Origin of the sequence: Methylotuvimicrobium sp. KM2 (genome assembly GCF_038051925.1) — a bacterium.
Lineage (GTDB): Bacteria > Pseudomonadota > Gammaproteobacteria > Methylococcales > Methylomonadaceae > Methylotuvimicrobium.
On record NZ_CP150634.1, the window covers coordinates 2131241 to 2157552 of the forward strand.

Consider the following 26312-nt stretch of genomic DNA (forward strand, 5'->3'; position numbering starts at 1 on the left):
AACAACACCACTCTTTCTTTGACTACCGATGAATCAACCGCAAATCCAAATACCACTCGATTTACCCAATGTCCGAGTAGAAAGCTACGAACAAACCGATAAAGGCTTGGTGATCACCGTCGTCAGCACGAGTGATACGGCGGTGTGTCGTCAATGCGGACGAACCATCGACAAGTTTCACGGCTATGACAAAACGATTACCTTAAGGCATCTGCCTATTTTTGATCGTCCGGTCTGGATTCGCATCCGGCCGAAGCGCTTTCAATGCCCCTACTGTGACAAAGGACCGACGACGACTCAACGTTGCGAGTGGTATGAACCCAAAAGCCCGCATACTAAAGCCTATGAGAATTGGATTTTACGCGAGTTAATCAATAGTACGCTCAGTGACGTCAGCCTGAAACGGGATTTGGGTGTCGAGTGTATTGAAGGCATCCTGGATCGTCATATTCAGCGAGAAGTGGACTGGTCAGCAGTACCCCACTTGGCGTTGCTCGGCATTGACGAAATCGCCTTGAAGAAAGGCCATAAGGATTTTGTCGTCATCGTATCGGGACTGACGGCGCAGCGTGAAAAGCATATCTTAGCGGTGCTTCCGGATCGCAAAAAAGAGACCGTCAAGGCGTTTTTAAAGACGCTGCCGTCTCAGCAATGCCAAAGCATTCGTCATGTCTGCATCGACATGAACGAAGGTTATTGCAATGCGGTTTTAGAAACCCTGCCGAAGGCTCAGGTGGTGGTCGATCGCTTCCACGTTGCCAAACACTATCGTGACTGCGCCGATAAAGCGCGTAAAGCCGAAATGAAGCGATTGAAGCAGACCCTACCGGAATCCGAGTACCGCGAACTGAAAGGCGCCATGTGGGCTTTTCGAAAGCCTTGGAACAACTTGGGTGAAGAACAGCAAGTCGTTTTATTATCGTTATTCCGGCAGGCGCCGATACTGAAAGAAGTCTATGTACAACGGGAAGTCCTGACCGGTATTTTTGAAAAGGACCTGACCCAAGCACAGGCCGAACAGGCGTTAACGCAGTGGCTGGACAGGATTACGGAATTGGGACTGGATTGTTTCTCGCCCTTTGTGACTACCTTGAGCAACTGGCGTGATCACATCACCAACTATTTCATCCGGCGTGAAACCAGCGGCTTTGTTGAAGGGCTGAACAATAAGATCAAAGCGATCAAGCGCCGCTGCTACGGTATCTATAACCTGGGCCGATTGTTCCAGCATATTTGGCTGGATGTTCAGGGGCGCCGGACCTTCTTTCCGGAACACTAGATATTGGGGAGTACCACGGGAAATACGGAAGAGCCCAAAAATTCGGATTACTGGCCTTTAATGAAACAGATTAAGGCGAAATTTGCGGTATTGCTGGTTTATATCGATCTACCGAATTCCAATGAACAGGATGGTGAACTTGTCAAACACATTGATGCGTTGATTAAGGAAGCCGAAGATAAATCCAGTGCGATGTGCCAAGATTGTGGGGCTGCTGGGACACCAAAAACCAATCGGAATGGCTGGTGGGTTCGCGTCACTTGTCTTGCGTGCGAAGAAAAGCGCAAAGAGTTAAAGGAGTTATAAGAAACCAGGCGTTAATTAATGTCTAACTAATTTTTAAGTCCGTAAGGCGTTCCGCCGAATGGAAGCTAAAAAGAGTCATGAAATATGTATTTTGAATGGGATCCAAAGAAAGCCACTGCAAACAGAAGCAAACATGGTGTCACTTTTGAAGAAGCGAGCAGTGCATTACGCGATGTTTTTTCGGCTACTGCGCACGACCCAGATCATTCGGATGACGAGGAACGATTTGTAACCTTTGGAGTGTCCTCCCAAGGGCGATTACTTTTAGTCTCACATACCGACAGAGGTAAAGCGATTCGCATCATTTCGGCACGACTAGCGACTAATATTGAGAGGCAAATTTATGAAGAAGGTTAAATCAGAGATGACAGACGAACTTAGACCAGAATACAAACGATCAGATTTCGGTGAAATCGTGCGTGGTAAATATGCAAACCGGATCAAAGAGGAAACTAATGTGGTGCTTCTTGAGCCTGATATTGCAGAAGCTTTTCCTAATGATGAAGCGGTAAACAAAGCACTTCGGTATTTGCTGGAAGTAGCGAAAACATCGACCAGCCTAACCAGCGGGTCAACTTGACCGGCAAAAGCTACGCTCCTATCGTCGCTACGCTTTCGCCGTCAAGTTACCCTTATCGATGGCTCCGCTTCGCGGAGCCATCGGGTCAGATAAGGAGTTTGAGCATGTCAAAACGACATACGGTATCAAACGTAACGCCATCAATCAGATCAAGCAGGCGCTTAGGCGCTCCTTATCTGACCCGTTATGTTCCAAAAGCAAAAAGCGCAGCAATCTTGAAAGGTAAGGCATGATTCACCGAGCTCTGGACAAATCAAAACAAAAAGAGGTGGAAGAACTATTCACTTCTGTATTCACCTCATCAGAGGGTGAAAAGGAAGGAAAATTGATTGGCAACCTTTCTTCACAGTTGGCATCAAACATCGACAATAATGAAATAATCTGTTTCGGCGTATATGAAAATGAAACGCTCATTGGTTCTATTTTCTTTACTCGCCTTCAGTTTAGTAAGCCTATTCTGGTTTACATGCTTGCCCCAGTTGCAGTAAGCGCTGAACATCAGGGAAAAGGAATCGGTCAGGAATTAATAAATTACGGGCTTAATGAACTTAAAAGGCGCTCTGCTAATGTTGCTGTCACATATGGAGATCCATCCTTTTATTCAAAGCTTGGGTTTCAAGCGCTTTCAGAAAATGTGATTCAGGCTCCGCTAAAACTCTCAATGCCTTTTGGCTGGCTTGGCCAATCTTTAACGGGAGAGCCAATTCCAACTATTAATGAACGTCCTCTGTGCGTTAAGGAATTCAATGACCCCGTCTATTGGTAAACAAAAGAACATAACAATCACATGCACCCGGACAGCAAAAAGCGCCGCTCGTTCCTCGCTCTGCTTTTTTCTGCCGGTGATGTGAAGCGTTAGCCTTTGCAAAAACCCCAAGCAGTTGTACAATTGTCTACATGAACATCATAGCAGACACAAACATATTTTTAGCCGTCGCACTGGATGAACCGGAAAAGCAGTTAATTATTGAGCTTACTAAAGAAGTAGGTGCTGTATCTCCAGAAATATTGCCATATGAAATTGGTAATGCTTTATCAGCAATGATAAAGAGGAAGCAGTTAACTGCAGAAGAAGCATTAAAGGCAGAGAGAGTCGCAAATAAAATACCAGTTCGGCTTATCACAGTTGATATTCAGTCCGCATTAAATCTAGCTATTGAGCATAACATATATGCTTATGACGCATACTTTTTACAATGTGCAAAATCAATGTCGTATCCCTTGCTAACACTTGATAAAAAAATGAAACAAGTTGCAAAGAAGTTAAATATTGAAGTATTGGAGCGAAAACAATGAAAGTATTTACCTATTCTGAAGCTCGCCAAAACCTATCAAAGATACTTGATCTCGCCCAGTCAGAGGAAGTTGAAATAAAAAGAAAAGATGGCACTGTTTTTTCTCTCAAGGCAAAAGATAAAACCTCTACTTCTCCTTTTGATGTGGCAGGAATTAAAACAAAAGCAACTACGCAAAACATACTCGATGCTATTAAAGATAGCAGAATGGGCTAACATGCGGCTCAACTCGGACCACCCAAAGCGGTGTGGCCGATTAGCCTTGACGTTATGCCTACCAGCTCGTAGCGCCTAGCAGTAATATGGGCTAATATATGACCATAATTTAGATCCAAAATAGAGGTTTTTATGCGTCAGGTATTAGCAGATTTTTCTGTAAGTATTTCAGAATTAAAGAAAAACCCTTCAGCCTTGCTTTCCCAGGCCAGCGGTTCACCTATAGCAGTGCTAAATCACAACAAGCCAGCAGCCTACCTGATTCCAGCAGAGACCTACGAGGCTCTGATGGACATGATCGACGACTATGAACTGGCGCAACTTGTTGAGGAGCGTCGTGGCGATAAAGATCAAGCTATAACGGTGTCGTTGGATGACTTATAAGCTGCGCTTTCTTCCGGCCGCGCTGAAGGAATGGGAAAAGCTTGGTGCCCCGATAAGGAGCCAGTTCAAGAAAAAGCTGGCAGAGCGATTGGAAAATCTCAGAGTGTCAGCCGATAAGTTAAGTGGCTATGAATCCGTGTACAAAATTAAACTTCGCTCTGCAGGTTACCGGTTAGCCTACGAGGTTGTTGACGATGAGCTGTTTGTATATGTACTTGCCGTAGGCAAGCGGGAAAAGAGCAAGGTTTACTCGTCTCTCAAAAAGCGAACCTGACATGAAGTATAGCAGGCATAACTATCAGTTTCAGACCGACAGCGAGCACTGTGAAATATTTGTGTTGCTCGCTGTGGCTGAACTGAGCGATGGCTCCACTTCGCGGAGCCATCGGGTCAGATAAGGAGCTTGAGCATGTCAAAACGACGTGCAGTATCAAACACAACGCCATCAATCAGACCAAGCAGGCGCTTGGGCGCTCCTTATCTGACCCGTTCCCGGCGGCTTCGCCGCCGGGAATCGCGGCGCTCACTTCGTTCGGCCTTGTCCCGTCGCCTTGCGCCGGAACAAGGCGTTTGACACCTGATACGTACCAGGTTACGATCCGATTCTATGTTTCGAAGCTTCAAACACAAAGGTTTAGCCACGTTTTTCAAATCCTGCAGCACTGCTGGTATACAGGCAGCCCATGCTAAAAGCTTCGCCTCATTCTCGGTAGACTCACCGTCTCTATAGCTCCTAAAGACATGGATTTACCAGGGCTTCGATTGCATGAATTGACAGGTAATCGCTCTGGTACATGGTGCTGCCAGAGTACTACTGAAAGTGGTTGCTCAAAACCCCCAAGCAGTTATCAATGCAATCAATGAATAAAAAACATAACGAATAAGGTTAGATTTTGTAAGCAACGCGAACCAAAATCTGAACTCGCGTCGGCTGAGCTTTGCGTTATAAATTCCTCTAGCCATGATGCCTTGACTGTACTAGTATGTAGTACATATCACTACACTAGGGGTGGACATCATGAGTGTTACGAGTATTCGAATTGCTGACGAAGTGGAAAAACCCCTGGAGGTTCTTTCCAAAAAGCTTGATAGGAGCAAGAACTATCTTATAAATCAGGCGATTAAAGAATTTCTTGCGAGACAGTCCCTGGAGGATTCAAGGTGGCAGGATACCCTCGAAGCGCTTGAATCCATCAAGGTAGGTAAATCAATTGATGAGGAGGATGTGAATGCCTGGCTGAATAGCTGGGGCACCAATAATCGAAAATCGCCACCTAAATCATGAAAATAAGGTACTCGCCGGAGTCGGTTGATGATCTCTACAGAGTGGTGGAATTTGTAGAGGTTAAAAATCCGTTCGCAGCCCGTCGAGTTGCGATAGATCTACAAGAAGGTATCGATAAGCTGAAGCAATTTCCAAAAATTGGTCTACCCGTTTTGAAAGCATCCGATCCGGACCTAATACGCGATCTTTATATAAGCAGCTATACAATACGTTACCTTATCGCCGATGAAAAAATCTATGTATTAAGGATTTGGCACAACAAAGAGAATGAAAAGAATTTATAACCAAGCGCTTCACACGGACAAATTACTCGCTGCGCTCGTTATTTTCCGGTGAGCGCAGCGTTAGGCATAGTATCCAATAACCCACCCAATATTCATTATGAGCTAGTGCAGTAGGGTGGGCTGAGGAACGAAGCCCATCATTCGAGTTGGTGGTGGCGGTCATCCTGCCTTGAATTGAAAAAATTAGAGAGAAATCAAGCATGAGAATCTATACTGCTATTGTTGAACGTTGCCAGTATACCGGTCTTTATGCCGGGTTTATTCCTGCCTTTCAAGGAGCGCATACACAGGCGGAAACACTGGATGAATTAAATCAAAATCTCCGGGAGGTCGTTGAAATGTAGCTTGAGGATGGTGAGCCAATATTGGAATCCGAATTCATCGGTACCCAAAACGTTGCTATTGCCTGAAAACATGGGACGCTTGCCTATCTATCCTTAAGCCGCGCGAGGTCGTCGCACTGCTCGAAGCATTAGGGTTTTCCTAAGTTCGGCAACGCGGTTCGCACAAACAGTTTCGTCACCCTGATGATAGATGTACTACAGTACCATTTCATGCAGGGCGTGATGTGTCGCCAATTTTGCTACCATGCAATTCAACCTCGGTGATGATCAGCTACCCGATAGAATATAATCGACGAACGACTTGATTGCACGCAACGGAGTGTGGAATCGGTCGATGATTAGCTCAGGATTCTCAACAGACTTCTTACGGCAATTACAGCCGAGAAGCCGAGGTTTGGCGTCCTGAAAAACGATTATGATGCTGTTGTAGACGAGCTATCTGAGAGCATTGAGTATGCGAAAAAGGCGAGAAATCTTGCTTACCGATTTCGAAGAAGCAGGAGCTTCTCGTACGGTGTAGTACTTAAAAAGTAGGCTTATGTCAGCCTCAATAAAATAATTCGGAGGGGAAGTTATGCTTGATTTCATTTACTGGATTGGTTGGATTGCCACTGTGCTTCTGGCAGGCTATTTATTGTTGTATATCATTAAAATATTTATACACCTGGATGCCTTGCCAGCGATCTCTTTAGATTCAATGCCGGCCGTTAAACCGGTGCCTATACCGACTAAAAATCAGAAAACAAAATTGCAAAAAATTGTAGCTTCGATTTTTGAAGTTAGAAAATGGGTTTTAACCGAAAATTGGTATTACGAATTGTCCGATGGTTCCATGATTTTAATTCCTAAAGGCTTTGAATTCGACGGCGCTTCGATTCCGAGACCATTATGGGCGCTATTGAGTCCGACCGGTTTGTTGCTGATTCCCGGGTTAGTACATGATTATGCCTATATGTATGCACAGCTTTGGCAAGTCACATCTAATGAAGTTATCGAGCCTTATGGGCAAGATAAGAGTCGAAAAGATTGGGATAAATTGTTCAGATCGATGGGGCAGGAGATCAACGGTTTTTCGTTTGTTAATTTTATTTCCTGGTTCGCGTTATGGTTGGGCGGATGGTTGGTATGGAGAGGACATAGAAAGGCGAATAAAACGCCGACTAAGCCTTTATTATAAAAATGCGATGGGCAAAGTGTCATGCGCTTTGCCCACTCCGAATTAATTTCATGAGCTTCATGGTTGAAATGCCCGAATTTAGGATGAGTGTTGCCGATGCCGGTAATTCAAATTTTTCATTTGCTTCATTATCCAGGCTTTGCGCTTGAGTAAATACGACGTAGGCTTGTCCGCACTATATAAATGAGGATTGGGCAGCGTAGCTGCTAACAGTGCCGTTTGCGAAGCACTCAATTGACTGGCGGGTATGCCGAAATAACGTTGACTGGCCGATTCGATGCCGAAGAGATGATCGCCGAATTCCGCAATATTCAAATACACTTCCAGAATGCGGTCTTTGTGCCAAAGCATTTCAATCAACCCCGTAAACCAAAACTCGATCCCTTTGCGCCAAAAGCTTTTGGAGGGCGTTAGGAATAGGTTTTTGGCGACTTGTTGGCTAATCGTGCTGGCGCCCCGGAGTTTTCCGCCTTTCAAATATTGATCGATAGCATTCTGCATTTCATTGAAATCGAAGCCGTGGTGACTAAAAAAACGTTGGTCTTCGGATGCAATGACTGCCGAGAAGGCGTAGCGTGAGATTTGTTCGCGTTTAACCCAGCGGTAATCGATTGTTTTGAATGACCGGTGTTGTTGAAAATATTCTGCGTGGCGATATAGCATGAATACCGATACGGGTACTGGTATATGACGTAGCAAAACGACCGATAACGACGAGCTTGTTATAAAAAATAGCGCTAAATAAAGCGTCAGCCGTTTAAGCTTGTTTACGAAAGAGCGCTTGGGGTTGCGTTTGGAATATCTCAAAAAAGTATCAACTTCCTTCCTGCGAGTAAATATTCAGCCCCCTCTTTTCAATGAGGCGGACTGTGAATACTTAGGATTTCGTGATAAATAACCTCCTGGAGCTATGAGCTTTGTTGAGGGTTCGGTCACTCGCTTGACAGGCCCAGCACCTAAATCCAGCACCTAAATTCCATAGGTTTTTGGCAATGATTCAAAATCATGGCTTATTTAGGTGCTGGATGAATTATCAAAGCTGGTTAACCATAGCCAACAAGCTATGGGGTTTAGGTGCTGGGTGAATACGTCCGTGTAGGCTTTTTCGACCAAATCCTTACGATTTAATCGGTAGTGGTTAAACCCTTCAAGCTTGCAAAATAGGCCGAGATATTCTCCAGGTCGTCGCCGGATAAGCCTTGCAGCATCGACTGCATGATGGGATTATTTCTTTTGCCGGATTGATAGTCTTGCATGGCTTTGACGAGATAATTACCGTATTGACCGGCCAATCTCGGTACATTGCTTTGCGCATCTTTACTTTCTGCATGGCAGCTTAGGCAAGATTGAGCGAGTTTTTTGCCGGCAGCCGGATCGCCTCCGGCTGGGCTTTTGGTTTCTTTGCCCGGCGCGGATTCAATATAAGCGGCGATATTTTCGATAGTTTGATCGCTTAGGTCATAGGTATTGGCTTTCATGGTGCCATGCGGGCGATTTTTTTCTCGATAAGCTTTCAATGCCGAAGCCACATAATCTGCGCGTTGCCCGCCGATTTTCGGCACATAATAAGTCGGGTAGGCATTACTGTAGGCGGGGATGCTGTGGCAGCCTCGACAGGTTTCAAAAGCTGCTCGACCGGCATCGACATCCGCGGCTTGAACATTCATTTGCGGAATTGAAGCTGACAGTACGCTGACTAATAATGCTAAGGATGGTTTTTTCATGGTGGTCTCGATCCTAATAAAGAGAAGATTGCTTCGAATTTGTAAGTTACTGGCTGTATCTTACCAAACACGCCGGAAATTGATAACAGGCTATTGAGTCGGCGCTAAGGAAACATACTCATTTAGCCAACTTTTGGTTTTGAGTTGCTCGACAAAGGACCTCGTCGTTAAGACGGCATTTTCGTTCTCATGGTCTTTACTATCGCCGCGGGAATGCATATTTTATCGAGAGCTACAAAAACCACGCTCCTTAGATATACCTTTCGCACTTCAAATTTCGGCATTGCCAGAGGAGGTGCCTGGGTGTTCGGTCGATTTTTGCTCCTGCAAAATCGACATTCACGCCATCCATGGCGCTCATAAAGGCTTTGCCAGCATGGAGCTGGCATAGAGCCTACATGGACGTATTCACGGCGTCCTTTAGCGGACACCCAGGCACCGAATTTTGATCTACGACGGGTATAACTTCGCCGGTATTGCATTTAAACCAGCCGGCAATACTCAAGCGTTGACGGTGTGTCGGCTCGACCTCGTGCGGTATGTCTTCACTCAGAAATACGACCAGTGTTCCTGCCAAAGGCTTGATTCGTGCTGCGACTTGTTCATTTTTTGGGTTATAGAGGGCCAGAAACCCGCCATCTTCGTTTTGCCAAGTTTCGTTAAGGTAAGCCACTGTCGTTAAGATCCGCCCTGCCGCACCTCGAAAACTGTCCCTATGCTTTAGATAATAAGCGCCCGGTTCATAGCATGCAAAATGGCTTTCATATTCGAATAAGCCCATGAAGAGTAGCCGGTTGATTTCATGACGAAGCATTTCCATTTCGTCTAAATAGCGCTTTTGCGCATCGGTGCTTCGTGTAAGCCACCGGGTTTTATCGCCGCGGATATTTTCGTCCAACGTGAAGCCGATGCCCCGGCCGATGCCGGCCGGAGTTAGTTCGCCGTCGTTATCGTAGGCTTTAAGGTCGGCAACTAAATTTTTTATTAACGTAGTATCGAAGTAATTTTCAATGACATGCCAGCCTCTATCGATCAATTGATCGGCTAGTTCGTCGAAAATAGGTTTCGGATGAGTCGGTGTCGTGGTAGGTATTAAGCTGGGTTGCAAGTAATATTACTCGAGTAAATGAAAAGCCGCGCGAATTTAGCCTTGAAATGCAAAAAAAGCAAGACTAAAGATAAGATTTAATTCCGGGCTATAATATCGCGCCGATTATGGCTTGCCCATTTCTTCATCAATGATGCCACAGAACCGTCTTTTAAAATGTTTGTTTTCTTATGACTGATGTCTTATCGGTCCCGCAAGGTCGATTTAACTTACGGCGCTTGCCCTTACGTCGGCGTGAGCTGCTTAGGGCATACGATGCGTCCGACGAATATTTGCTGAATTATCTGTCCGAAGTTCAATTGCCTTCTATTGGCGCTCGCGTCTTGATCGTAAATGACAGTTTCGGCGCTCTAACGGTTGCCTTACATGAATTCAAACCTACCGCATTATCCGATTCCTATTTAAGCCAACAAGCGACACTAATGAATTTTTCCGAGAATGCCTTGTCGATAGACGGCATTCTATTGATGACAAGTCTCGAGTCGCCTTTGCAAAGTTATGATTTAATTGTGATTAAGTCGCCGAAAACATTGGCGTTGCTCGAATACCAATTGATTTCGTTACGGCCTTTCATGACTACGGCTACTCGAGTTATCACAATCGGGATGGTCAAAAATCTCAGCGCTACCGTTTGGCGTTTATTGGAAACGATTGTCGGTCCAACAAGCACCGCGAGGGCATGGAAAAAATCGCGACTGATTTTTTCCGAACCGGACGATAATATTTCGTTGCCGGTAAATCCTTATCCGGTTCGTTATCGGTTAGAGGGGACGAATTATACGATCGTTAATCATGCTAATGTGTTTTCTCGAGACAGCCTCGATATCGGTACTCGGTTTTTTATCGAGCATATCGGTTGTTTTCCCAATGCCGAAACTATCATCGATCTTGGTTGCGGTAATGGTATTGTCGGCTTGCTTGCAGCCGAACGCAATCCGAATGCAGTGGTACATTTCGTCGACGAGTCGTTCATGGCGATTGCGTCGGCGCGGGAAAATTTTAAACTGGCTTTCGGCGAGAGCAGGTTGGCGAATTTTAGTGTCGGCGATTGTTTATCCGACTTTACCGCTAAATCGGCCGATGTGATTTTGTGCAATCCTCCTTTTCATCAACAGAATGCAGTCGGCGATATGATCGCCGCTAAAATGTTTCGGCAGGCTAGAAATGTCATAAAGCAAGGAGGGAAGTTGCTGGTCATCGGTAATCGCCACTTGGGTTATCATCTGGAGTTGAAGAAATTGTTCGGTAATGTTTCGGTTATTGCCGCTAATCGTAAATTCGTTATTTTGCAGTCGATGGTCGAATGAACGAGTCGAATACACAAAGTGATCGTTTATGTCATTTTTTATTATTTAAGGTATGAGTATGCGTTTTCGTAATTTTTTTCTGTTGCAACTCGCAGGAGCGGTTGGTCTTGTCCTAACAGGATGCGCTACTTCCCGCCAGATTGCGGTCGATTATCCGGTTGCTCAAGCAAATGATTTAAAGCCTCTCGGCGGTTATCAAGCCGTTGATGGAGACGACTATTACGTTCAGTTATTTTCCGAATTCGAGTTAAAAGGCGATAGTACGCTCAAAACGGGCTGCAGCGAAATAGGGTCCGGCTATGAGAAAGGAAGTTCGACAGCGGGGGTTGTTTTTAAAGTTAAAAACGAAGCGCTAAATTATAAGCAGGAGGTTACGGCACTCGTTTATCAAGGCAGTAGCGGAAAATGCAACTTCAATCTCGAAACGCGCAAAGCCGCGCTAACGCCATGGCTGAGGCTGGATTTAAGCAAGGACACTACGATCGATTACCAATTCATGACCAGTAATCAGAGCGATACCGATATATCCAAAATTATCGGCGATGTTCATAAAAGTACAAATCTTCTGGCCTTGACCGGGGTCGGTATCGGTATTGCCGTGATGGGCAAGTTGGCCGACGAGTGGGTGCAGAGTCCGATCGGACAAACTGCGGTATCGGCGCCGTCCGAAGCAAAAGTCAGTACCGAGACTCATACCTTGCCGCTCGCTATACAGGGCGATGGCAATAAGACGGTATTTAGAGAGACGCGGCTGCCGGTTTATGAAGTCGTCGAAGGCGGCAATCCGTTCTCAGGCGGGCCGAAACAATTGGGCGAATTGAGAATTTATCCCGAGATACGCTCTTCTTTATTGCTCAAACAAGTTTCCGCAGGGATACCCAGTGCGAGGGATGTTTCGTTGCCGGAGTTGTTGAGCATGCCGATTCGAATGGGTGAAGGCAATATCGAGCTCAGGCAATTACTGGAAAAATCTCCAGTCGATGAGAAGCCGAATTTGCAGCCGGATTGGAGGAAATACGGCGAAGTTGAAAGCCAATGCCGTAAGTTAAAGCGAGTCTTGCGAGGCTTAGGGTTTAATAAATTCGACCGAAATGCAGTGCTTTATTATTATCTCGCTCAGTCTCCGGACTGGTCGAACTACAATATTCCGAAAATTCGCGCTATCGCAGATGACCTTCGCCCGGCAACGCTACAACAATTTCGAAACCGCAATTTTTCCGGCTGTTTGATCGATGAGGATTATCAAACGATGGCGATGATGGGCCTGTCTGTCAATAGCGCGCAAGACTGGCAGGCTATTCAGGATGCCCGTCAAAAGAAAGAAAACGTGCTAGGACCGGTACAATCGATCGGACGTCAATTAACTGCGGTGATTCAAAACAAAAATCCGGCGGAAATGGCGAGACAGATTTATCCGTTGATCGCGACGGCTAAGGAGGGGGGCGGTAAGGTGCTATTGCAGAATCATCTAGGCGATTTCGGCCTCGAAAGTTTGCTCGGTATCGACTATATGCCCGGAGAAGGGATAGTGATCGGTTATCAGCAATTCGAACAGGTTTTTTCGTGGCTTTATATCGATCAACTGAGTTGTACGCGGCCGGCAATCGAGCAAGGCAAGCCATTAGGCCATATCGGTTTATTGATGTTTACGACGCAAGACGGTTCGCCATGGCCGAAAGGCGGTGCCATGGAATTTGAAATTCAATCCGGAAAAATTTCGCGGATTGCTTTTCAGCATCCGACTTTTCGGGATTTCGAGCAAAGCCTGACCGATTACCCTGAAATCGGTGGCTGCCGAATCGACAAAAGCTTCGTCGATAGGTTGCGGTGACGATTAATGGCAAGCCGATAAGTGTAAATTAATCTAAAAACGTTGCGAAAATATTAAATGCAGCAACAAAGAAAGCTGCGTCTCAACTAATAACCAATATTTCAGGTAATTACGCATGACTTTGATTCGCCAAGAAGACTTTATCCAAAGCATATTCGAATCGCTGCAATACATTTCGTATTATCATCCGGGTGACTTTATTGAGGCGATGGATCGAGCCTATCAAAATGAACAAAGTTTGGCTGCCAAGGATGCAATCGCGCAAATCTTGATTAATTCGAGAATGTGCGCCGAAGGACACAGGCCGATTTGCCAGGATACCGGCATCGTCGTGGTATTTCTGAAAATCGGCATGAACGTACAGTGGGATGCCCAGATGAGCGTCACGGATATGATCAACGAAGGCGTTCGGCGCGCGTTCATGCATCCCGACAACTTACTTCGTGCGTCGATTTTGTCCGATCCGGCCGGCAAACGCATCAATACGCGCGATAATACGCCGGCTGTCATTCATATGGAGGTTGTCCCCGGTAATAAAGTCGAAGTCGAAATTGCCGCCAAGGGCGGCGGTTCCGAAGCCAAATCCAAGTTTGCGATGTTGAATCCGTCCGACAGCATCGTCGATTGGGTCATGCAAACCGTACCGATGATGGGCGCGGGATGGTGTCCCCCTGGGATATTGGGCATCGGTATCGGCGGTACCGCCGAAAAAGCGATGCTGCTCGCGAAGCAGGCTTGCATGGAGTCGGTCGATATTCATGAGTTGATTGCGCGAGGGCCGGTCAATGCGCTCGAGGAATTGCGCTTGGAGTTGTACGAAAAGGTCAATGCACTCGGTATCGGTGCACAAGGCATGGGTGGACTGACCACGGTCTTGGATATTAAGGTCAAGGATTATCCGACGCATGCTGCCAATAAACCGATCGCGATGATTCCGAACTGCGCCGCAACGCGCCATATCCATTTCGAACTCGACGGTTCCGGGCCGGCCGAACTGCCAGTGCCGCGTTTGGAGGATTGGCCGAAAATTACCTGGGAAGGCGGGAATAGCAGCGCTAAACGGGTCAATCTCGACACTGTGACGAAAGACGAAATAGCGACTTGGAAGCCCGGTCAAACTTTATTGCTGAGCGGCACGTTACTCACCGGTCGAGACGCCGCCCATAAACGGATCGTCGAGATGCTCGAGCGTGGCGAGTCTTTGCCTGAGGGCGTCGATTTTACGAACAAATTCATTTATTACGTGGGTCCGGTCGATCCGGTTCGCGATGAAGTTGTCGGGCCTGCTGGCCCTACGACTGCGACGCGCATGGATAAATTTACCGAGGCGATGCTCGCGCAAACCGGTTTGATCGGCATGATCGGCAAGGCGGAACGCGGTCCGGTTGCAATTGAAGCGATCAAAAAACATAGTGCGGTATGTTTAATGGCGGTTGGTGGTGCGGCATACCTTGTTTCGAAAGCGATACGAAAAGCGCGAGTCGTCGCATTCGAAGACTTGGGTATGGAAGCCGTGCATGAATTCGTGATCGAAGACATGCCGGTCACGGTCGCGGTCGATGTCGACGGCGAGTCTATTCATAAGAGCGGTCCAAAACAATGGCAAGCCAAGATAGGCAAAATTCCGGTGGTTTCGAAATGATTTTTATTCAAACATCTTGTCCACCAAATACACAAAAATCGCGAAAATATTCAACATGTTAATTGAAAATAGCCAACCCTTCGATATTTTGCTGGTCGAAGATGAGCCGGCCGATGCTCATTTAGTGAAGTCAGCTCTCAAAGAAAATAAAGTGTATTGTCACTTGCATCACGTATTGGACGGGCGTGATGCTTTGGATTTTTTACGGCGCGAAGGCGATGTTTATAAAAATGCTCCCCAACCGGATCTGATTTTATTGGATTTAAACATGCCGCGCATGAACGGTCGGGAGTTTTTGAGTGTAATCAAGACAGACGAGCACTTTTCGGCTATTCCCGTCGTGGTGTTGACGACTTCCGATGTCGAGCGTGACGTCGTGGCTTCGTATAAACTCGGAGCGGCTAGTTACATCACCAAGCCGGTCGATATGGCGCAATTTATCGATGCGATTCGGCAACTTGATAATTATTGGTTTACTTTGACTCGATTGCCTAAAAAGAGTTGATCATGTATGCCAAGTTGTCTTATCGAGTGTTATTAATTGAAGACGATCCCAGTGATGCGCACCTGGTAAGTCGCTATTTGAAGTTGTCTTCGGATGTCGGTTTCGAATTGACATGGGTCGTTTCTTTATCCGAAGGCTTAGCGCAGTTACGAAAAGATGAACACGATATTTTGTTGTTGGATTTATCGTTACCGGATTCTAAGGGACTTGAAACAGTAAAAGCGATACGTTCGTCTGATCACTCTACTCTGCCGTTGATCGTTTTAACCGGGCATGACGATACCGGTTTTGCGCTTGATATTTTAGAGTCCGGCGTTCAGGATTATTTAATCAAAGGTCGTTTCGATGGGGATGCCTTGATTCGAGCCATCCGCTATGCTTTACATCGTTCGAAACTCGAACAACGGCTACATGAAGCGGAAGAGCGTTGGCGATTTGCTTTGGAGGGCGCTGGCGATGGTGTTTGGGATTGGAATTTATTGACCAATGAGGTTTTTTATTCTCCGCGATGGAAAGCGCTTCTCGGCTTTTCAGAAAATGAGATTGGCAATAATCTCGACGAATGGGAGAAACGTGTTTACCCATTAGACTTGCCGATTGCTGAGGCCAATATTCAAGCTCATCTCGACGGCAGAGTCGAAAGCTACGGTTGCGAGCATCGATTGAAGTGTAAGAGCGGGCAGTGGCGATGGTTTATGGATAGAGGTGTAGTCGTCAGTTGGACCGAAGAGGGGCTTCCTCAACGAATGATCGGCACATTGTCCGATATCACTAATCGGAAAAATATGGAGCAGGAGCTGCAACAATCCAAACAGTTTGCGGTTTCTACCATCGATGCGTTATCGGCCCACATTTGCGTATTGGATAAATCCGGTACAATTGTGGCGGTCAATCGAGCATGGCGAGAGTTTTACCAAAATAATGCGGGTGCGTCGAGTAATTGCATATCGGTTATAGACAGTAACTATTTAGCGGTTTGTGATTGCACAACGGATGAAAGTTCGGAGCAAGCAACGCAAATGGCCGCGGGCATTCGTTCGGTCATGAAGGGGGATGTCGATATTTTTGAGATGGAATACCCTTGCCATTCAGATAACGAAGAACGTTGGTTCAATGCCAGGGTTACACCTTTTAAAGACAGTAACGAATATATCGTCGTTGCGCATGAGGATATTACCGAGCGTAAGCAAGCCGAGGCTCGCGACCGTTTGTTAATTGCGGCGCTAGAAGCGGTCGGTCATGGTATTGTGATCACCGACACCTGCGCTCGCATCGAATGGGCTAATCCAGCCTTCGGGAAATTGACCGGTTATACGCTTGAGGAAGCGCTCGGCAAGGCTCCGAAAGACCTTGTTAAATCCGGAAAGCAAGATTCTTTGTTTTACGATGATATGTGGCAAACCATTCGTTCCGGTAAAACTTGGTGCGGAGAATTGATCAACAAACGTAAGAACGGCGATTTGTATGATGAAGAACTCACGATTGCTCCGGTCACGGATGATAAGGGTAAGATTACGCACTTCGTAGGAATTAAACAGGACATCAGTGAGCGTAAAAGATTGGAAGCCGAATTAATACAATTGGCGACTACCGACCCCTTGACAGGACTGCCTAACAGAAGGCGTTTCATGGAACGATTGAGCGAGGAAATCAATCGTTCGGAGCGCAATAACTCTCATCAAGTCGCGGTTTTGATGTTGGATTTGGATAATTTTAAAACAATCAACGACCGATATGGTCATGCCGTTGGCGACCAAGTGCTGAAGCATTTTTCCGCAATTTTGCGTAAAGAGCTGCGCAAAATCGATAGTGTCGGTCGGCTTGGCGGGGAAGAGTTTGGGATATTTCTTCCGGAAACAAGCCTTTCCGATGCCGGAATATTTGCGGAGCGCTTACGACAAGAACTCGCTCAAACGCCTTTATTAGCCGATGGGCAATCGATCGTTACTACTGTTAGTATCGGTATTTCCGAATTGATTTCAAAAGATATTCAAGCCGACTCTGTCTTGATTCGCGCCGATCAAGCTTTGTATCGAGCAAAGAAAAATGGACGAAATCGTGTGGAATTTTATAATGGAACTTGAGCCGCTGCATTCTTGCCGACTGCCTAGGATTGATAAAAATTAGGGAAAAAGGTCGGTTCTTGTTAAAATTAAGTTTCGATACGAAACTATATGATTCTATCGACTGTGTAAACTTATTATCGGGCTATCCAAATCAGTGGATAATTCGGACAAATAGAGAGCGCTCCGAAGCTAAGATAAAGTTTATTAAGGATTTGGTTGTAAACAACTTCCCTATTTTAAAGAGGGTCCGATTGCTCAATTGGCAGGTGTCGGCGTTAGGGAAAGCCGCCGTCAAGCCTACAAGGACGTATTTACCCAGCACCTAAATCCCATGGCTTGTTGGCCATGGTTAACTAGCTTTTATAATTTATGTGCTGGGCCTGCCAGGCGAGTTACCGAACACTCGGCAAAGTTCATAACTCCAGGAAGTTATTTTTCGCGAAATCCTAACGCAGTCAAACTACAAAAAAATCAAACCAACCTCTGGGAGGGGAACGTCATGAAAAACAAATCGGTCAGCTTGCTGATTGCGTTGTTGTTCAGTCTAATCGGGTTTGGAGTGGGTAATTTTGCCTTCGCCGCACAACCTGATTTCGAACAACTTAAAAAAGATTATTATGAATCGCATCCGGGTAAAGGATCTCACGGTAAATACTGGGAGCCGATCCCCATTCAAAAATATTGGAATCCCAAAGATTTTTATACACCACCTAAAACCGTTCAGGGCGAAGTTGGCCGCGATACCTGTATCGGTTGTCACCAAAGCACCTCACCCGGCGCATTCCATGCTTGGAAAAACAGTGTTCATGGCGATTTGAAGAAGATCCGCAACTTGCCGGATAGCGATGTGCGTGCCTATAAAAAGAAAAAATTAGCCGAAGTCGAAGCTAATTTGACAAAGCTAGGCTTGCTCGACAAAGGCCAACAACTCGACCAAGTCGGTTGTATCGACTGCCATGGCGGAGTCGGTAAAGATACCATCAATCATGCCGAAAATCTGGTCATGCCGGACCGGGTCGCTTGCGGTACTTGCCATTTGAGCGAGTTTGCCGAAGCCGAATCGGAAAAAGATCAAGAATGGCCGCAAAAGCAATGGAGCAAAGGCCATCCTTCGCATGCTGTCGATTGGGAAGCCAACGTCGAAAATACGATTTGGGCGGCAATGCCTGAGCGTGAAGTCGCGCAAGGCTGTGATATGTGCCACTATCAGCAAAACAAATGCGACGGCTGTCATACCCGGCACACCTTTTCGGTCGCCGAAGCTAGGCAACCCGAAGCTTGCGCGACTTGTCACAACGGCGTCGATCATAATGAGTTCGAAAACTTCATGACCTCTAAGCACGGTACGCAGTATCAAACTTTGGGTAAAGCCAACTGGAATTTCGAAGTGCCATTGAAAGACGCGATCGCTAAAGGCGGCTACACCGCGCCGACTTGTCAGCTGTGCCATTTCGAATACAAGGGCGAATACTCGCACAATCTGGTGCGCAAGGTACGGTGGGCGTTCAACCCGACTCCGGCTATCGCCGACAACCTAGGTCATCCTTGGTTCGAAGAGCGTAAAGAATCATGGGTAGAGACTTGTAGTTTGTGTCACTCGGCCAGTTTTGCCAAAGCTTACCTCGATGCTGCCGATAAAGGAACAATTCAAGGGCTTGCGGTTGAACAGGAAGCCAAAAAAGTCATCAACAAACTCTATGATGATGGTTTATTGGTCGGCCAAAACAACAATCGTCCGGCGCCTCCCGCACCTGAAAAAGATGCTGCCGGCGGATTCTTCCAATTGTTCTGGGCTAAAGGCAATAATCCGAGTCACGTTGAAAGAGTCTATGCCGACATGTGGGAACACGATGTCATCAAGCATTATAAAGGCATCTTCCATGCTAATCCCGGCGGTTTTACTTACACTGAGGGTTGGTCGAATCTGATGCGCGATTACACCGAGATCATGGATGAAGACACGCGTTTACGCGAAATGGCTGCGATGAAATCCGGTGGTAAATTGCAAACGGTTTCCGCTTCGGCTCAACCATCGTCCTCGGACAAAGACAACAGTCTGCTTCTTAGTGCGTTATTGTTGATTGCATTCGGTTTAGGTGTTGCTTACATGGTGTTAAAGCCTGCAAAACCAGAATCGGATCAATGACAGAAGTGATAAAAAAACGCTACGGAAAAGGGCTTCTATTGTTGGTCGGTATCGCATCGCTGTTGGGAGGCGGTGCGATACTCTTTCATAAATTGAGCGGCCCGGCACCGTCCGGCGCCGTTCAAGTCGACGAACGATTGAATGTCAATTCTTCATCCATACCACCGACCGATTTGCCGGGATTTTTTCCTGCCGATTCCGCGCGGCTTTATTCCTTTCGTTATGACGATAAAGATGCTTTCAGCTTAGCTGTCGTCCAGTACCGAAATGCTTCGGGAGCAAGATCGAGCGCCGTACTTTTTCCGAAGGAATCGCAAGACGGGGTGATTTCATCCAGTCAAACGGGATTACGAAACGAAATTTGGCAGTTAGCCAGCGAAGCCATTTTGAAACATGCGCCTGAACAGGCGCTGTTTTTGAGTTGGTGGGACGACGGTCAACGGATTCAATATTTAAGCGGACGTGAAGCTTGGCTGCAAAAGCCAGGCGAGGAAACTTTCTCAAGCTCGGTTTGGAGAGCTTTTCGTTCGGACTTGATTGAAGCGTCCAATAAGGAAAGAGATCGATTGGAGCATATGGCGCGTTGGCTGACGATGGATGCCGACAAGGCCTTAAGCGAAATTGTCGAGTATTTCGGTAATTCGCGTCCTATCTACTTATTGGTTAATAATGATGTGCTATTGCGATTGTCTGAAATCAAGGCTTACGGCGGTTCGGATTTAGGCTTAAAAGCTAAGAATATTCCGGCCGGAACCAACCTGCATGGCGATATCGCACAGGTTAAGCGTTGGGCGCATGAAAACGGGGAAGGCAACTATCTGGCACATAAGGAAGGGCGTTATTACCGGACATGGGTGACAGCGACGGAAGGCAATGGCAAGGATACGCTCTTGGTTCGTCTGTTGCCGTTTATCGATTCGCTGAAAAAACTGCCTGATGGGGTTAGTTTGGTTTATCAAAGCGGGTGGGGCGGTTATTTATCCGTTTATAAAGTCGAGCCCTAATTAATTTATACCCTTGGATCAAAAATCGGCGCCGGGGCGACCGTCCAAAGGCCCGGCGCCTAAATTCGATAGCTTACCTCTATGGGCTATGGAATTTAGGCGCCGGGTTAATAATATCAATAATCGTTGAGCCGATAACCTTTCCCCTGCATACAGTGTTTAAGCAACTCCTCTTGCTGTGTTTCCGGTATCTGCTTTAAACCGATTTGATATTTGCATTCGGACAGAGCAGTAACCGATTGTTCGTGTGAGAAACCGTCTTGACTCCATAATTGCCCAGACGAAGCACAACCGATAGTGGCAACTGTCGTTATCGCCGAAAAAATAATGATAATGGTTTTCATAAACATACTAGCCCCTGGTAAATAATGGTTTAGCATAAAAGGTTCAAAGCCTAATCATGGCTTAATAGGCAAGATTTTAGAAGTCATTTTTTACCTGTTTTAGAGAGTCTGTAGGCAAACGGCAAGATTATCCTCGTATTCTAAGCGTTTATACTTATCGTAGATGAAAATTCGGCCTCGGGGTGCCCGTCAAAGGCCCAGCATCTAAATTCCATAGGTATTTGGCAATAATACAAAAATCATGGCTCATTTAGGGTAACTATTCAGCCCCCCGGAAATTATCGTTCCCAAGCTCTGCGTGGGAACGCCTGAGTACCGCTCCTGCGGTGCGAGACGCTAGAGCGTCTCGGTCTTCATTCCCGCGCCGGAGCGTGGGAACGATAGCGGGTGTGAATAATTACCATTTAGGTGCTAGGTAAATATGGCCATGTAGACTCTATGCCAGTTCCATGCTGGCAAAGCCTTTATCGAGCACCCCGAAGCCTCCTCCGGCACTGCCAAAATTTGAAGTACGAAAGGTATAACACGCCTCAACAGTCGTCAAATACGCCATAAATTCTTATTCAACCGGCAACATTTGGTCTATCCTTATTGATAAATAGTTAATTGGCAAGGTTGTATACCAATGTTTCGAGAACGAAAAGAATATAGAAAAAACCTAACTTCTTCAGGAAAGTTGCATTTAGCAGGTGAAACATTGGACTTTATTAGTCACGATGTTTCAGTGAATGGTATCTTGATCGAAATCGTGCCCGGGAGGTTGTTGTCTACCTTTAGCGATTTTGAATCGTTTATTAATGAAAACAGTGCGGCTGAAATTTTTGTTAAAGACTTAATGCTAACCGGCGAAGTTGAAATTATCTGGATAAAAGAAAAAGATAATAATATCTTGATGGGTTTGGAATTCAAGCATGTTATTTACAATGCCGATCGCTTATGGTTAAAGCGTCAATACTATCGTAAAAAACAGACTTTTGTTGGGTTCTTGATGCTTAATAACAAGAGAGTAGAATTCGAAGGAAAAAACATTTCGGTAGACGGCCTAATGATCTATGTAAAAGATCTCGACAAAGATTTGTTGCCGAATGCCGTGGTTAGTTTATATTCCGAATCCCTAAAAATGAAAGGAATGGCTAAGATTTGTTGGATACAACATGAACAAGAGCAAGAAAAAAATGGTGCGTTAATAGGCTTACGTTATTTGAGTAGTGAATGAGTAACTATTCAGTCCCCGGTAATTATCGTTTCCACGCTTTGCGTGGGAACGCCTGAGTACCGCTCCAGCGGTACGAGACGCTAGAGCGTCTCGGTCTTCATTCCCGCGCGGCAGCGCTCATCGTTATACACAAGTGCCGTCATTCCCGCAGGACGCGGGCATCCAGTGCCATGGATGGTCGCCCTCAAGCTATCCATGCAGCCTGGATTCCGGCAATCCCTGCCGGAATGACGGCTATCAAACAGAGATGTGTATAACGATGAGCGCCGGAGCCTGGGAACGATAGGGGGTGTGAATCATTACAAGCTGACTGAATACCTGTGTCCGAAAGCAATAGTATTCAATCGTATTTGATATATTTAAAACGAGGGTCGTCCGGTGTGCCCTCTAGCGATGAATTTTGGTCTAATCCGGGCTGCCACATGACAACCTCCTCGATTTTTTTTGCTAGTTCGAAATCTTTATTCGTGATGCCTTTCGCGGCGTGGTTGACCAATTTGACGATAACGAAAGCATAGGACACGGTAAGGTCGGGATGGTGGAAGGCTGCTTCGGCTAGGTGACCTACGGTATTGACGATCATCAGTGTCGATTTCCAACCGCTTGTTTTATATTTGCGTCGAATCCATCCTTTTTCGAGATACCAGTTCGGTAATTCCGCTTTGAGTCTAGCTTCTACCTCTTGATCGGAATAGGTTTCTTCGTGTTTGCGTTCTCTCCAGCTCATGATGATGACCTCTTGGAATCAATCGTAATAATGGTAGTGAAAGGCGTTATTGTTCATCTTGTTTGACGCATTCTAACAATGAATATTGGATAATGAATAGCGTGATTGCGATGGGAAATAGCAAAAAATGTTCAATAAGCAATAAGCTGACAACAGAAAAACCCATCGTTATCAAAGACAGTAGGCGCTTGCGCCCGGCAATCTTTAACATGACTCTCAGCGTTTCTTGATCGATGTTTTTCCTTTGTCCGACAAAAAGTATTACCGTTATAAGCGAAACGAAAGCTAGAAAATATGGGAAATATATGAACATCGGCGCATCGGGTTCGAAAAAACGATGCCAATAAGCAAACCATACGAATAACGTGCTCGATGCATAAATGTCATGCCAGTTAAGATGGTTGGGTTTATTAACCAATACGCCGATGCCGCTAACCGCCATTACCGATCCCATGAGCGGAACGACAAACGGCGACAATAAATAGGCAACCAGCGGATGATTATTATCGGCAAGGTAGCCCAGGGATAGGCAAGTTAAAATGAAAATTGGCATATATTTTTCGCACTTAAAATTTCGGCAGCACCTGAGGAGGCGCCTGGGTGTCCGATACAGGCTTTGCCAGCATGGAGCTGGCATAGAGCCTACATGGACGTATTCACGGCGTCCTTTAGCGGACACCCAGGCGCCGAATTTTGATCTACGATGGCTATAAATGAGCCCATGATTTGTAAAAAATGTGACGCCATAAAGGATTGTATCTCAACGATGGTATTTGCCAATGAATCTATTGCTTGGGTGTTAATCATGTGTGAAGATTGATAATCAACCGGCTACAATGATTGAGACTGTTGAGCAAAAACCGGAGGAACGCACATGTCAGAAAAATTCAAGTACATCCGTTGGTTTGAGGAGCTAACGATCGAGGATATTCCTTTGGTTGGCGGCAAGAATGCCTCGCTGGGCGAGATGTACCGCGAACTAGCAGCCGAAGGCATCTGCGTGCCGAACGGTTTTGCAATTACAGCTGAAGGATACCGGCACATGCTCGATAAGGCGGATGCCTGGGCAGCCTTGCATGAGGCGCTCGATACATTGAATCCCGATGATGTGAACGATTTGGCTAGACGCGCCAGAAAAGCGCGAGATATCGTTTACGCAGCGCCTCTTTCAGAAGAATTAGAGCATGAAATTCTCCGTGCTTTCGATCAACTTCAAGGACAATACGATGAAGAATTGACCGTTGCGGTTAGAAGTTCGGCGACGGCAGAAGACTTACCAACCGCAAGCTTCGCCGGTCAACAGGATACCTATCTAAATGTACATGGTGGACAAGCCCTGCTCGATGCGTGTAAGCGTTGTTTCGCGAGTCTATTTACCGATCGGGCGATTCATTACCGGGTCGATCAAGGTTTCGATCATTTCAAGGTGTCGTTATCGATCGGCGTAATGAAAATGGTCCGTTCGGATTTAGCGTCGAGCGGCGTGATGTTTTCGATCGATACCGAATCGGGATTTAAGGACGCGATATTTATCACCGGTGCTTACGGTCTCGGTGAAAATGTCGTGCAGGGCTCGGTCGATCCGGACGAGTTTTATGTGCATAAGCCGACCTTCGAGCAAGGTCATCGTTGTGTACTTCGGCGGTCGCTTGGCGCTAAAAAAATCAAGATGATCTATAGCGAAGGCCGCACGCGAGAGCAAACTTGTAATGTCGTGACATCTGCCGAAGAGCGTTCGCAATTTTGCCTAAGCGCCGGCGAGGTGCTGACCTTGGCCGATTACGCGATCAAGATCGAAAAGCATTACAGCGCGAAGGCAAATCAGCCTAGACCGATGGATATCGAATGGGCGAAGGACGGTCTGGATGGGCAACTCTACATCGTGCAGGCACGCCCCGAAACGGTTGCGTCGCAGTTGAGCGGCACGATGCTCGAACAATACGAATTAAAACAAAAGGCCGAGGCGATTGTGATTGGACGAGCGGTCGGCAGCAAGATCGCGGTCGGTACCGCGCATGTAATCAAAAATGTCAGCCAATTGAATACCTTTAAACCCGGCGAAGTGTTGATCACCGACATGACTACACCGGATTGGGAGCCGGTCATGAAAACGGCGGCCGCGATCGTGACCAATCGAGGCGGGCGTACCTGTCATGCAGCGATCATTGCCCGCGAACTAGGTGTCCCGGCCGTGATCGGCTGCGACAATGCGACCGAAACGATTAAGACCGGTACGACTGTCACGGTATCTTGTGCCGAAGGCGATGCCGGCAAGGTCTATGAAGGCGAGTTGAGTTTCGATGTCAATAAGACCGATCTTTCCGGATTGAAGCGACCGAAAACTAAAATCATGTTGAATTTGGGCAATCCGGAATTGGCATTCAAACTCAGCTTTTTGCCGAATGACGGCGTCGGGTTGGCGCGGATGGAATTCATCATTACTGAGTTTATCAAGGCTCATCCGATGGCGCTGATTCATCCTGAACGCATACATGATGCCGACGAAAAAGCAACGGTTAAACGCTTGACCCGCCATTATGCACAACCGGAGGATTTTTTCATCGAGCGTCTTGCGGAGGGAGTCGGTACGATCGCGGCAGCGTTTTATCCGAAACCTGTCGTGGTCAGAATGTCCGACTTCAAGACTAACGAATATGCAACCTTGCTCGGCGGGCGCTGGTTCGAGAGCGACGAGGCGAATCCGATGATCGGTTTCAGAGGTGCCTCGCGTTATGTTCACCCCGATTACAAAGAAGGCTTCGCACTCGAATGCCGAGCAATGAAGCGGGTTCGCGAAGACATGGGTTTGACCAACGTGATTCTTATGATTCCGTTTTGCCGCCGGGAGCAAGAAGCTGTGCGCGTTTTGGATTATATGGCCGAGCTCGGTTTGAAAAGAGGGGAGAACGGGCTCGAAATTTATGTGATGTGCGAAATTCCGAATAATGTCATTCGTATCGATGCGTTTTCGAAACTGTTCGACGGTTTTTCGATTGGTTCGAACGATTTGACTCAATTGACGCTCGGCGTCGATAGGGATTCCGAAATACTTGCCGAAGATTTCGATGAACGCGACCCGGGCGTCAAAGAAATGATCCGTATGGCCGTGGAAGGCGCACGTCGTAACGGCAAGCATTCCGGCTTGTGCGGGCAGGCGCCGTCCGATTATCCGGAAATGGCCGAATATTTGGTCGAAATCGGCATCGACTCGATGAGTTTGAATCCGGATACGGTGTTGCAGACGACTCAGCGGATTTTGGCTCTGGAAGAAACAATAAGGGAGAGACAGCCAAACTATTAGCCCTTCGCGCTCAATTAGCCCAAACCCAGGCACTCTTGCAATAATTACTCCTGATTCGCTAGCTGCTTCAGCTTGCCGGAGCCAAGTGCCCGAGCGGGCCAGTCGTAACCGCAGCGACTTCTGCGGGACGGGTTATTTAACCCGTCCCCAACGTTTCGGTTTGCCCTAAACATTTCGGCTGACTTCGGCCAAAGTCAAAACGTTTAGAACGGGGTTGCAAACCCCGTCCTGCCAGGGATAT

General features: G+C 46.7%; 29 protein-coding genes. 23 read left to right on the forward strand and 6 right to left on the reverse strand.

What is annotated here, in order from left to right; all coding sequences use genetic code 11:
• Positions 1-28: 28 nt before the first annotated feature.
• The 14 genes from WJM45_RS09065 to WJM45_RS09130 all read left to right on the forward strand — a co-directional run bounded on the left by WJM45_RS09065 (position 29) and on the right by WJM45_RS09130 (position 7150).
• A complete protein-coding gene (locus tag WJM45_RS09065; protein ID WP_341328622.1) occupies positions 29-1279 on the forward strand; it encodes an ISL3 family transposase in 1251 nt (416 codons plus the stop codon).
• Positions 1280-1339: 60 nt separating this feature from the next.
• Positions 1340-1585, forward strand: a complete 246-nt coding sequence (locus tag WJM45_RS09070) for a hypothetical protein (RefSeq protein ID WP_341328623.1) — start codon at positions 1340-1342, stop codon at positions 1583-1585.
• Between the two features lie 84 nt (positions 1586-1669).
• Positions 1670-1942 carry a BrnT family toxin gene (locus tag WJM45_RS09075; RefSeq protein ID WP_341328624.1) on the forward strand — a complete coding sequence of 91 codons (273 nt, stop codon included), beginning with the start codon at positions 1670-1672 and terminating at the stop codon, positions 1940-1942.
• On the forward strand, positions 1929-2165 hold the full coding sequence (locus WJM45_RS09080; RefSeq protein ID WP_341328625.1) for a hypothetical protein: 237 nt from the start codon (positions 1929-1931) through the stop codon (positions 2163-2165). The genes WJM45_RS09075 and WJM45_RS09080 overlap by 14 nt, the downstream gene beginning before the upstream one ends.
• Before the next feature lie 229 nt (positions 2166-2394).
• Positions 2395-2931 carry an N-acetyltransferase gene (locus WJM45_RS09085; protein ID WP_341328626.1) on the forward strand — a complete coding sequence of 179 codons (537 nt, stop codon included), beginning with the start codon at positions 2395-2397 and terminating at the stop codon, positions 2929-2931.
• A 131-nt stretch (positions 2932-3062) separates the two neighbouring features.
• Positions 3063-3461, forward strand: a complete 399-nt coding sequence (locus WJM45_RS09090; RefSeq protein ID WP_341328627.1) for a type II toxin-antitoxin system VapC family toxin — start codon at positions 3063-3065, stop codon at positions 3459-3461.
• The gene (locus WJM45_RS09095; RefSeq protein ID WP_341328628.1) at positions 3458-3676 is read left to right on the forward strand and encodes a prevent-host-death protein; all 219 of its coding nucleotides are present in this window, start codon (positions 3458-3460) and stop codon (positions 3674-3676) included. The genes WJM45_RS09090 and WJM45_RS09095 overlap by 4 nt, the downstream gene beginning before the upstream one ends.
• A 132-nt stretch (positions 3677-3808) precedes the next feature.
• Complete coding sequence (locus WJM45_RS09100) at positions 3809-4060, forward strand: type II toxin-antitoxin system prevent-host-death family antitoxin (RefSeq protein WP_008984295.1); 252 nt, start codon at positions 3809-3811, stop codon at positions 4058-4060.
• Positions 4050-4334, forward strand: a complete 285-nt coding sequence (locus WJM45_RS09105) for a type II toxin-antitoxin system RelE/ParE family toxin (protein ID WP_341328629.1) — start codon at positions 4050-4052, stop codon at positions 4332-4334. The genes WJM45_RS09100 and WJM45_RS09105 overlap by 11 nt, the downstream gene beginning before the upstream one ends.
• Positions 4335-4469: 135 nt before the next feature.
• The gene (locus WJM45_RS09110) at positions 4470-4634 is read left to right on the forward strand and encodes a hypothetical protein (protein ID WP_341328630.1); all 165 of its coding nucleotides are present in this window, start codon (positions 4470-4472) and stop codon (positions 4632-4634) included.
• A gap of 444 nt (positions 4635-5078) precedes the next feature.
• Positions 5079-5345, forward strand: coding sequence for a transcriptional regulator (locus tag WJM45_RS09115; protein WP_341328631.1), 267 nt, complete (start codon positions 5079-5081; stop codon positions 5343-5345).
• On the forward strand, positions 5342-5629 hold the full coding sequence (locus WJM45_RS09120) for a type II toxin-antitoxin system RelE/ParE family toxin (RefSeq protein ID WP_341328632.1): 288 nt from the start codon (positions 5342-5344) through the stop codon (positions 5627-5629). Before WJM45_RS09115 ends, WJM45_RS09120 begins: the two co-directional genes overlap by 4 nt.
• A 200-nt stretch (positions 5630-5829) precedes the next feature.
• Positions 5830-5973, forward strand: a complete 144-nt coding sequence (locus tag WJM45_RS09125) for a type II toxin-antitoxin system HicB family antitoxin (RefSeq protein WP_341328633.1) — start codon at positions 5830-5832, stop codon at positions 5971-5973.
• A 574-nt stretch (positions 5974-6547) separates the two neighbouring features.
• The gene (locus WJM45_RS09130; RefSeq protein WP_341328634.1) at positions 6548-7150 is read left to right on the forward strand and encodes a DUF1353 domain-containing protein; all 603 of its coding nucleotides are present in this window, start codon (positions 6548-6550) and stop codon (positions 7148-7150) included.
• A 78-nt stretch (positions 7151-7228) separates the two neighbouring features.
• On the opposite strand, the gene mtgA is transcribed toward WJM45_RS09130, so the two are convergent.
• From mtgA to WJM45_RS09145, 3 genes are all read right to left on the reverse strand, one after another.
• Positions 7229-7957 (reverse strand): monofunctional biosynthetic peptidoglycan transglycosylase, encoded by a 729-nt coding sequence (gene mtgA / locus WJM45_RS09135; protein WP_341328635.1) that lies wholly within the window; start codon positions 7955-7957, stop codon positions 7229-7231.
• A gap of 317 nt (positions 7958-8274) precedes the next feature.
• Entirely contained in the window at positions 8275-8874 is a 600-nt protein-coding gene (locus tag WJM45_RS09140) for a cytochrome c (RefSeq protein WP_341328636.1), read from the reverse strand.
• 394 nt (positions 8875-9268) lie between these two features.
• Entirely contained in the window at positions 9269-9982 is a 714-nt protein-coding gene (locus WJM45_RS09145) for a 2OG-Fe(II) oxygenase (RefSeq protein ID WP_341328637.1), read from the reverse strand.
• Between the two features lie 170 nt (positions 9983-10152).
• Here WJM45_RS09145 and WJM45_RS09150 point away from each other — a divergent pair, with 170 nt between their 5' ends.
• The 7 genes from WJM45_RS09150 to haoB all read left to right on the forward strand — a co-directional run bounded on the left by WJM45_RS09150 (position 10153) and on the right by haoB (position 20483).
• Positions 10153-11289, forward strand: coding sequence for a methyltransferase (locus WJM45_RS09150; RefSeq protein ID WP_341328638.1), 1137 nt, complete (start codon positions 10153-10155; stop codon positions 11287-11289).
• A gap of 58 nt (positions 11290-11347) precedes the next feature.
• The gene (locus WJM45_RS09155; protein ID WP_341328639.1) at positions 11348-13120 is read left to right on the forward strand and encodes a hypothetical protein; all 1773 of its coding nucleotides are present in this window, start codon (positions 11348-11350) and stop codon (positions 13118-13120) included.
• 115 nt (positions 13121-13235) lie between these two features.
• Positions 13236-14762 (forward strand): fumarate hydratase, encoded by a 1527-nt coding sequence (locus WJM45_RS09160; protein WP_341328640.1) that lies wholly within the window; start codon positions 13236-13238, stop codon positions 14760-14762.
• A 55-nt stretch (positions 14763-14817) separates the two neighbouring features.
• Positions 14818-15267 (forward strand): response regulator, encoded by a 450-nt coding sequence (locus tag WJM45_RS09165; protein WP_341328641.1) that lies wholly within the window; start codon positions 14818-14820, stop codon positions 15265-15267.
• 2 nt (positions 15268-15269) lie between these two features.
• Positions 15270-17351, forward strand: coding sequence for a diguanylate cyclase (locus tag WJM45_RS09170; RefSeq protein ID WP_341328642.1), 2082 nt, complete (start codon positions 15270-15272; stop codon positions 17349-17351).
• A gap of 481 nt (positions 17352-17832) precedes the next feature.
• Positions 17833-19479: a multiheme c-type cytochrome gene (locus WJM45_RS09175; protein ID WP_341328643.1), complete on the forward strand. Its 1647-nt coding sequence runs from the start codon at positions 17833-17835 to the stop codon at positions 19477-19479.
• Positions 19476-20483: a hydroxylamine oxidation protein HaoB gene (haoB, locus tag WJM45_RS09180; protein WP_341328644.1), complete on the forward strand. Its 1008-nt coding sequence runs from the start codon at positions 19476-19478 to the stop codon at positions 20481-20483. Before WJM45_RS09175 ends, haoB begins: the two co-directional genes overlap by 4 nt.
• A gap of 116 nt (positions 20484-20599) precedes the next feature.
• Here haoB and WJM45_RS09185 read toward each other — a convergent pair whose 3' ends face one another.
• Entirely contained in the window at positions 20600-20827 is a 228-nt protein-coding gene (locus WJM45_RS09185) for a hypothetical protein (protein ID WP_341328645.1), read from the reverse strand.
• 625 nt (positions 20828-21452) lie between these two features.
• On the opposite strand from WJM45_RS09185, the gene WJM45_RS09190 reads away from it, so the two are divergent.
• Positions 21453-22043 carry a PilZ domain-containing protein gene (locus tag WJM45_RS09190; RefSeq protein ID WP_341328646.1) on the forward strand — a complete coding sequence of 197 codons (591 nt, stop codon included), beginning with the start codon at positions 21453-21455 and terminating at the stop codon, positions 22041-22043.
• Between the two features lie 340 nt (positions 22044-22383).
• Here WJM45_RS09190 and WJM45_RS09195 read toward each other — a convergent pair whose 3' ends face one another.
• Both WJM45_RS09195 and WJM45_RS09200 read right to left on the reverse strand, forming a co-directional pair.
• Positions 22384-22770 (reverse strand): 4a-hydroxytetrahydrobiopterin dehydratase, encoded by a 387-nt coding sequence (locus WJM45_RS09195; protein WP_341328647.1) that lies wholly within the window; start codon positions 22768-22770, stop codon positions 22384-22386.
• A gap of 46 nt (positions 22771-22816) precedes the next feature.
• Positions 22817-23323 carry a hypothetical protein gene (locus WJM45_RS09200; RefSeq protein ID WP_341328648.1) on the reverse strand — a complete coding sequence of 169 codons (507 nt, stop codon included), beginning with the start codon at positions 23321-23323 and terminating at the stop codon, positions 22817-22819.
• A 321-nt stretch (positions 23324-23644) separates the two neighbouring features.
• Between WJM45_RS09200 and ppsA the strand changes: the two genes are divergently transcribed.
• On the forward strand, positions 23645-26071 hold the full coding sequence (gene ppsA / locus WJM45_RS09205) for a phosphoenolpyruvate synthase (RefSeq protein WP_341328649.1): 2427 nt from the start codon (positions 23645-23647) through the stop codon (positions 26069-26071).
• Positions 26072-26312: the final 241 nt, after the last annotated feature.

Excerpts from the sequence above, each read along its gene's own strand:
- WJM45_RS09065 (WP_341328622.1), top strand. The coding sequence starts at position 29 with ATGAATCAACCGCAAATCCAAATACCACTCGATTTACCCAATGTCCGA.
- WJM45_RS09070 (WP_341328623.1), top strand. The coding sequence starts at position 1,340 with ATGAAACAGATTAAGGCGAAATTTGCGGTATTGCTGGTTTATATCGAT.
- WJM45_RS09075 (WP_341328624.1), top strand. The coding sequence starts at position 1,670 with ATGTATTTTGAATGGGATCCAAAGAAAGCCACTGCAAACAGAAGCAAA.
- WJM45_RS09080 (WP_341328625.1), top strand. The coding sequence starts at position 1,929 with ATGAAGAAGGTTAAATCAGAGATGACAGACGAACTTAGACCAGAATAC.
- WJM45_RS09085 (WP_341328626.1), top strand. The coding sequence starts at position 2,395 with ATGATTCACCGAGCTCTGGACAAATCAAAACAAAAAGAGGTGGAAGAA.
- WJM45_RS09090 (WP_341328627.1), top strand. The coding sequence starts at position 3,063 with ATGAACATCATAGCAGACACAAACATATTTTTAGCCGTCGCACTGGAT.
- WJM45_RS09095 (WP_341328628.1), top strand. The coding sequence starts at position 3,458 with ATGAAAGTATTTACCTATTCTGAAGCTCGCCAAAACCTATCAAAGATA.
- WJM45_RS09100 (WP_008984295.1), top strand. The coding sequence starts at position 3,809 with ATGCGTCAGGTATTAGCAGATTTTTCTGTAAGTATTTCAGAATTAAAG.
- WJM45_RS09105 (WP_341328629.1), top strand. The coding sequence starts at position 4,050 with ATGACTTATAAGCTGCGCTTTCTTCCGGCCGCGCTGAAGGAATGGGAA.
- WJM45_RS09110 (WP_341328630.1), top strand. The coding sequence starts at position 4,470 with ATGTCAAAACGACGTGCAGTATCAAACACAACGCCATCAATCAGACCA.
- WJM45_RS09115 (WP_341328631.1), top strand. The coding sequence starts at position 5,079 with ATGAGTGTTACGAGTATTCGAATTGCTGACGAAGTGGAAAAACCCCTG.
- WJM45_RS09120 (WP_341328632.1), top strand. The coding sequence starts at position 5,342 with ATGAAAATAAGGTACTCGCCGGAGTCGGTTGATGATCTCTACAGAGTG.
- WJM45_RS09125 (WP_341328633.1), top strand. The coding sequence starts at position 5,830 with ATGAGAATCTATACTGCTATTGTTGAACGTTGCCAGTATACCGGTCTT.
- WJM45_RS09130 (WP_341328634.1), top strand. The coding sequence starts at position 6,548 with ATGCTTGATTTCATTTACTGGATTGGTTGGATTGCCACTGTGCTTCTG.
- WJM45_RS09140 (WP_341328636.1), bottom strand. The coding sequence starts at position 8,874 with ATGAAAAAACCATCCTTAGCATTATTAGTCAGCGTACTGTCAGCTTCA.
- WJM45_RS09150 (WP_341328638.1), top strand. The coding sequence starts at position 10,153 with ATGACTGATGTCTTATCGGTCCCGCAAGGTCGATTTAACTTACGGCGC.
- WJM45_RS09155 (WP_341328639.1), top strand. The coding sequence starts at position 11,348 with ATGCGTTTTCGTAATTTTTTTCTGTTGCAACTCGCAGGAGCGGTTGGT.
- WJM45_RS09160 (WP_341328640.1), top strand. The coding sequence starts at position 13,236 with ATGACTTTGATTCGCCAAGAAGACTTTATCCAAAGCATATTCGAATCG.
- WJM45_RS09165 (WP_341328641.1), top strand. The coding sequence starts at position 14,818 with ATGTTAATTGAAAATAGCCAACCCTTCGATATTTTGCTGGTCGAAGAT.
- WJM45_RS09170 (WP_341328642.1), top strand. The coding sequence starts at position 15,270 with ATGTATGCCAAGTTGTCTTATCGAGTGTTATTAATTGAAGACGATCCC.
- WJM45_RS09175 (WP_341328643.1), top strand. The coding sequence starts at position 17,833 with ATGAAAAACAAATCGGTCAGCTTGCTGATTGCGTTGTTGTTCAGTCTA.
- haoB (WP_341328644.1), top strand. The coding sequence starts at position 19,476 with ATGACAGAAGTGATAAAAAAACGCTACGGAAAAGGGCTTCTATTGTTG.
- WJM45_RS09185 (WP_341328645.1), bottom strand. The coding sequence starts at position 20,827 with ATGAAAACCATTATCATTATTTTTTCGGCGATAACGACAGTTGCCACT.
- WJM45_RS09190 (WP_341328646.1), top strand. The coding sequence starts at position 21,453 with ATGTTTCGAGAACGAAAAGAATATAGAAAAAACCTAACTTCTTCAGGA.
- WJM45_RS09195 (WP_341328647.1), bottom strand. The coding sequence starts at position 22,770 with ATGAGCTGGAGAGAACGCAAACACGAAGAAACCTATTCCGATCAAGAG.
- WJM45_RS09200 (WP_341328648.1), bottom strand. The coding sequence starts at position 23,323 with ATGCCAATTTTCATTTTAACTTGCCTATCCCTGGGCTACCTTGCCGAT.
- ppsA (WP_341328649.1), top strand. The coding sequence starts at position 23,645 with ATGTCAGAAAAATTCAAGTACATCCGTTGGTTTGAGGAGCTAACGATC.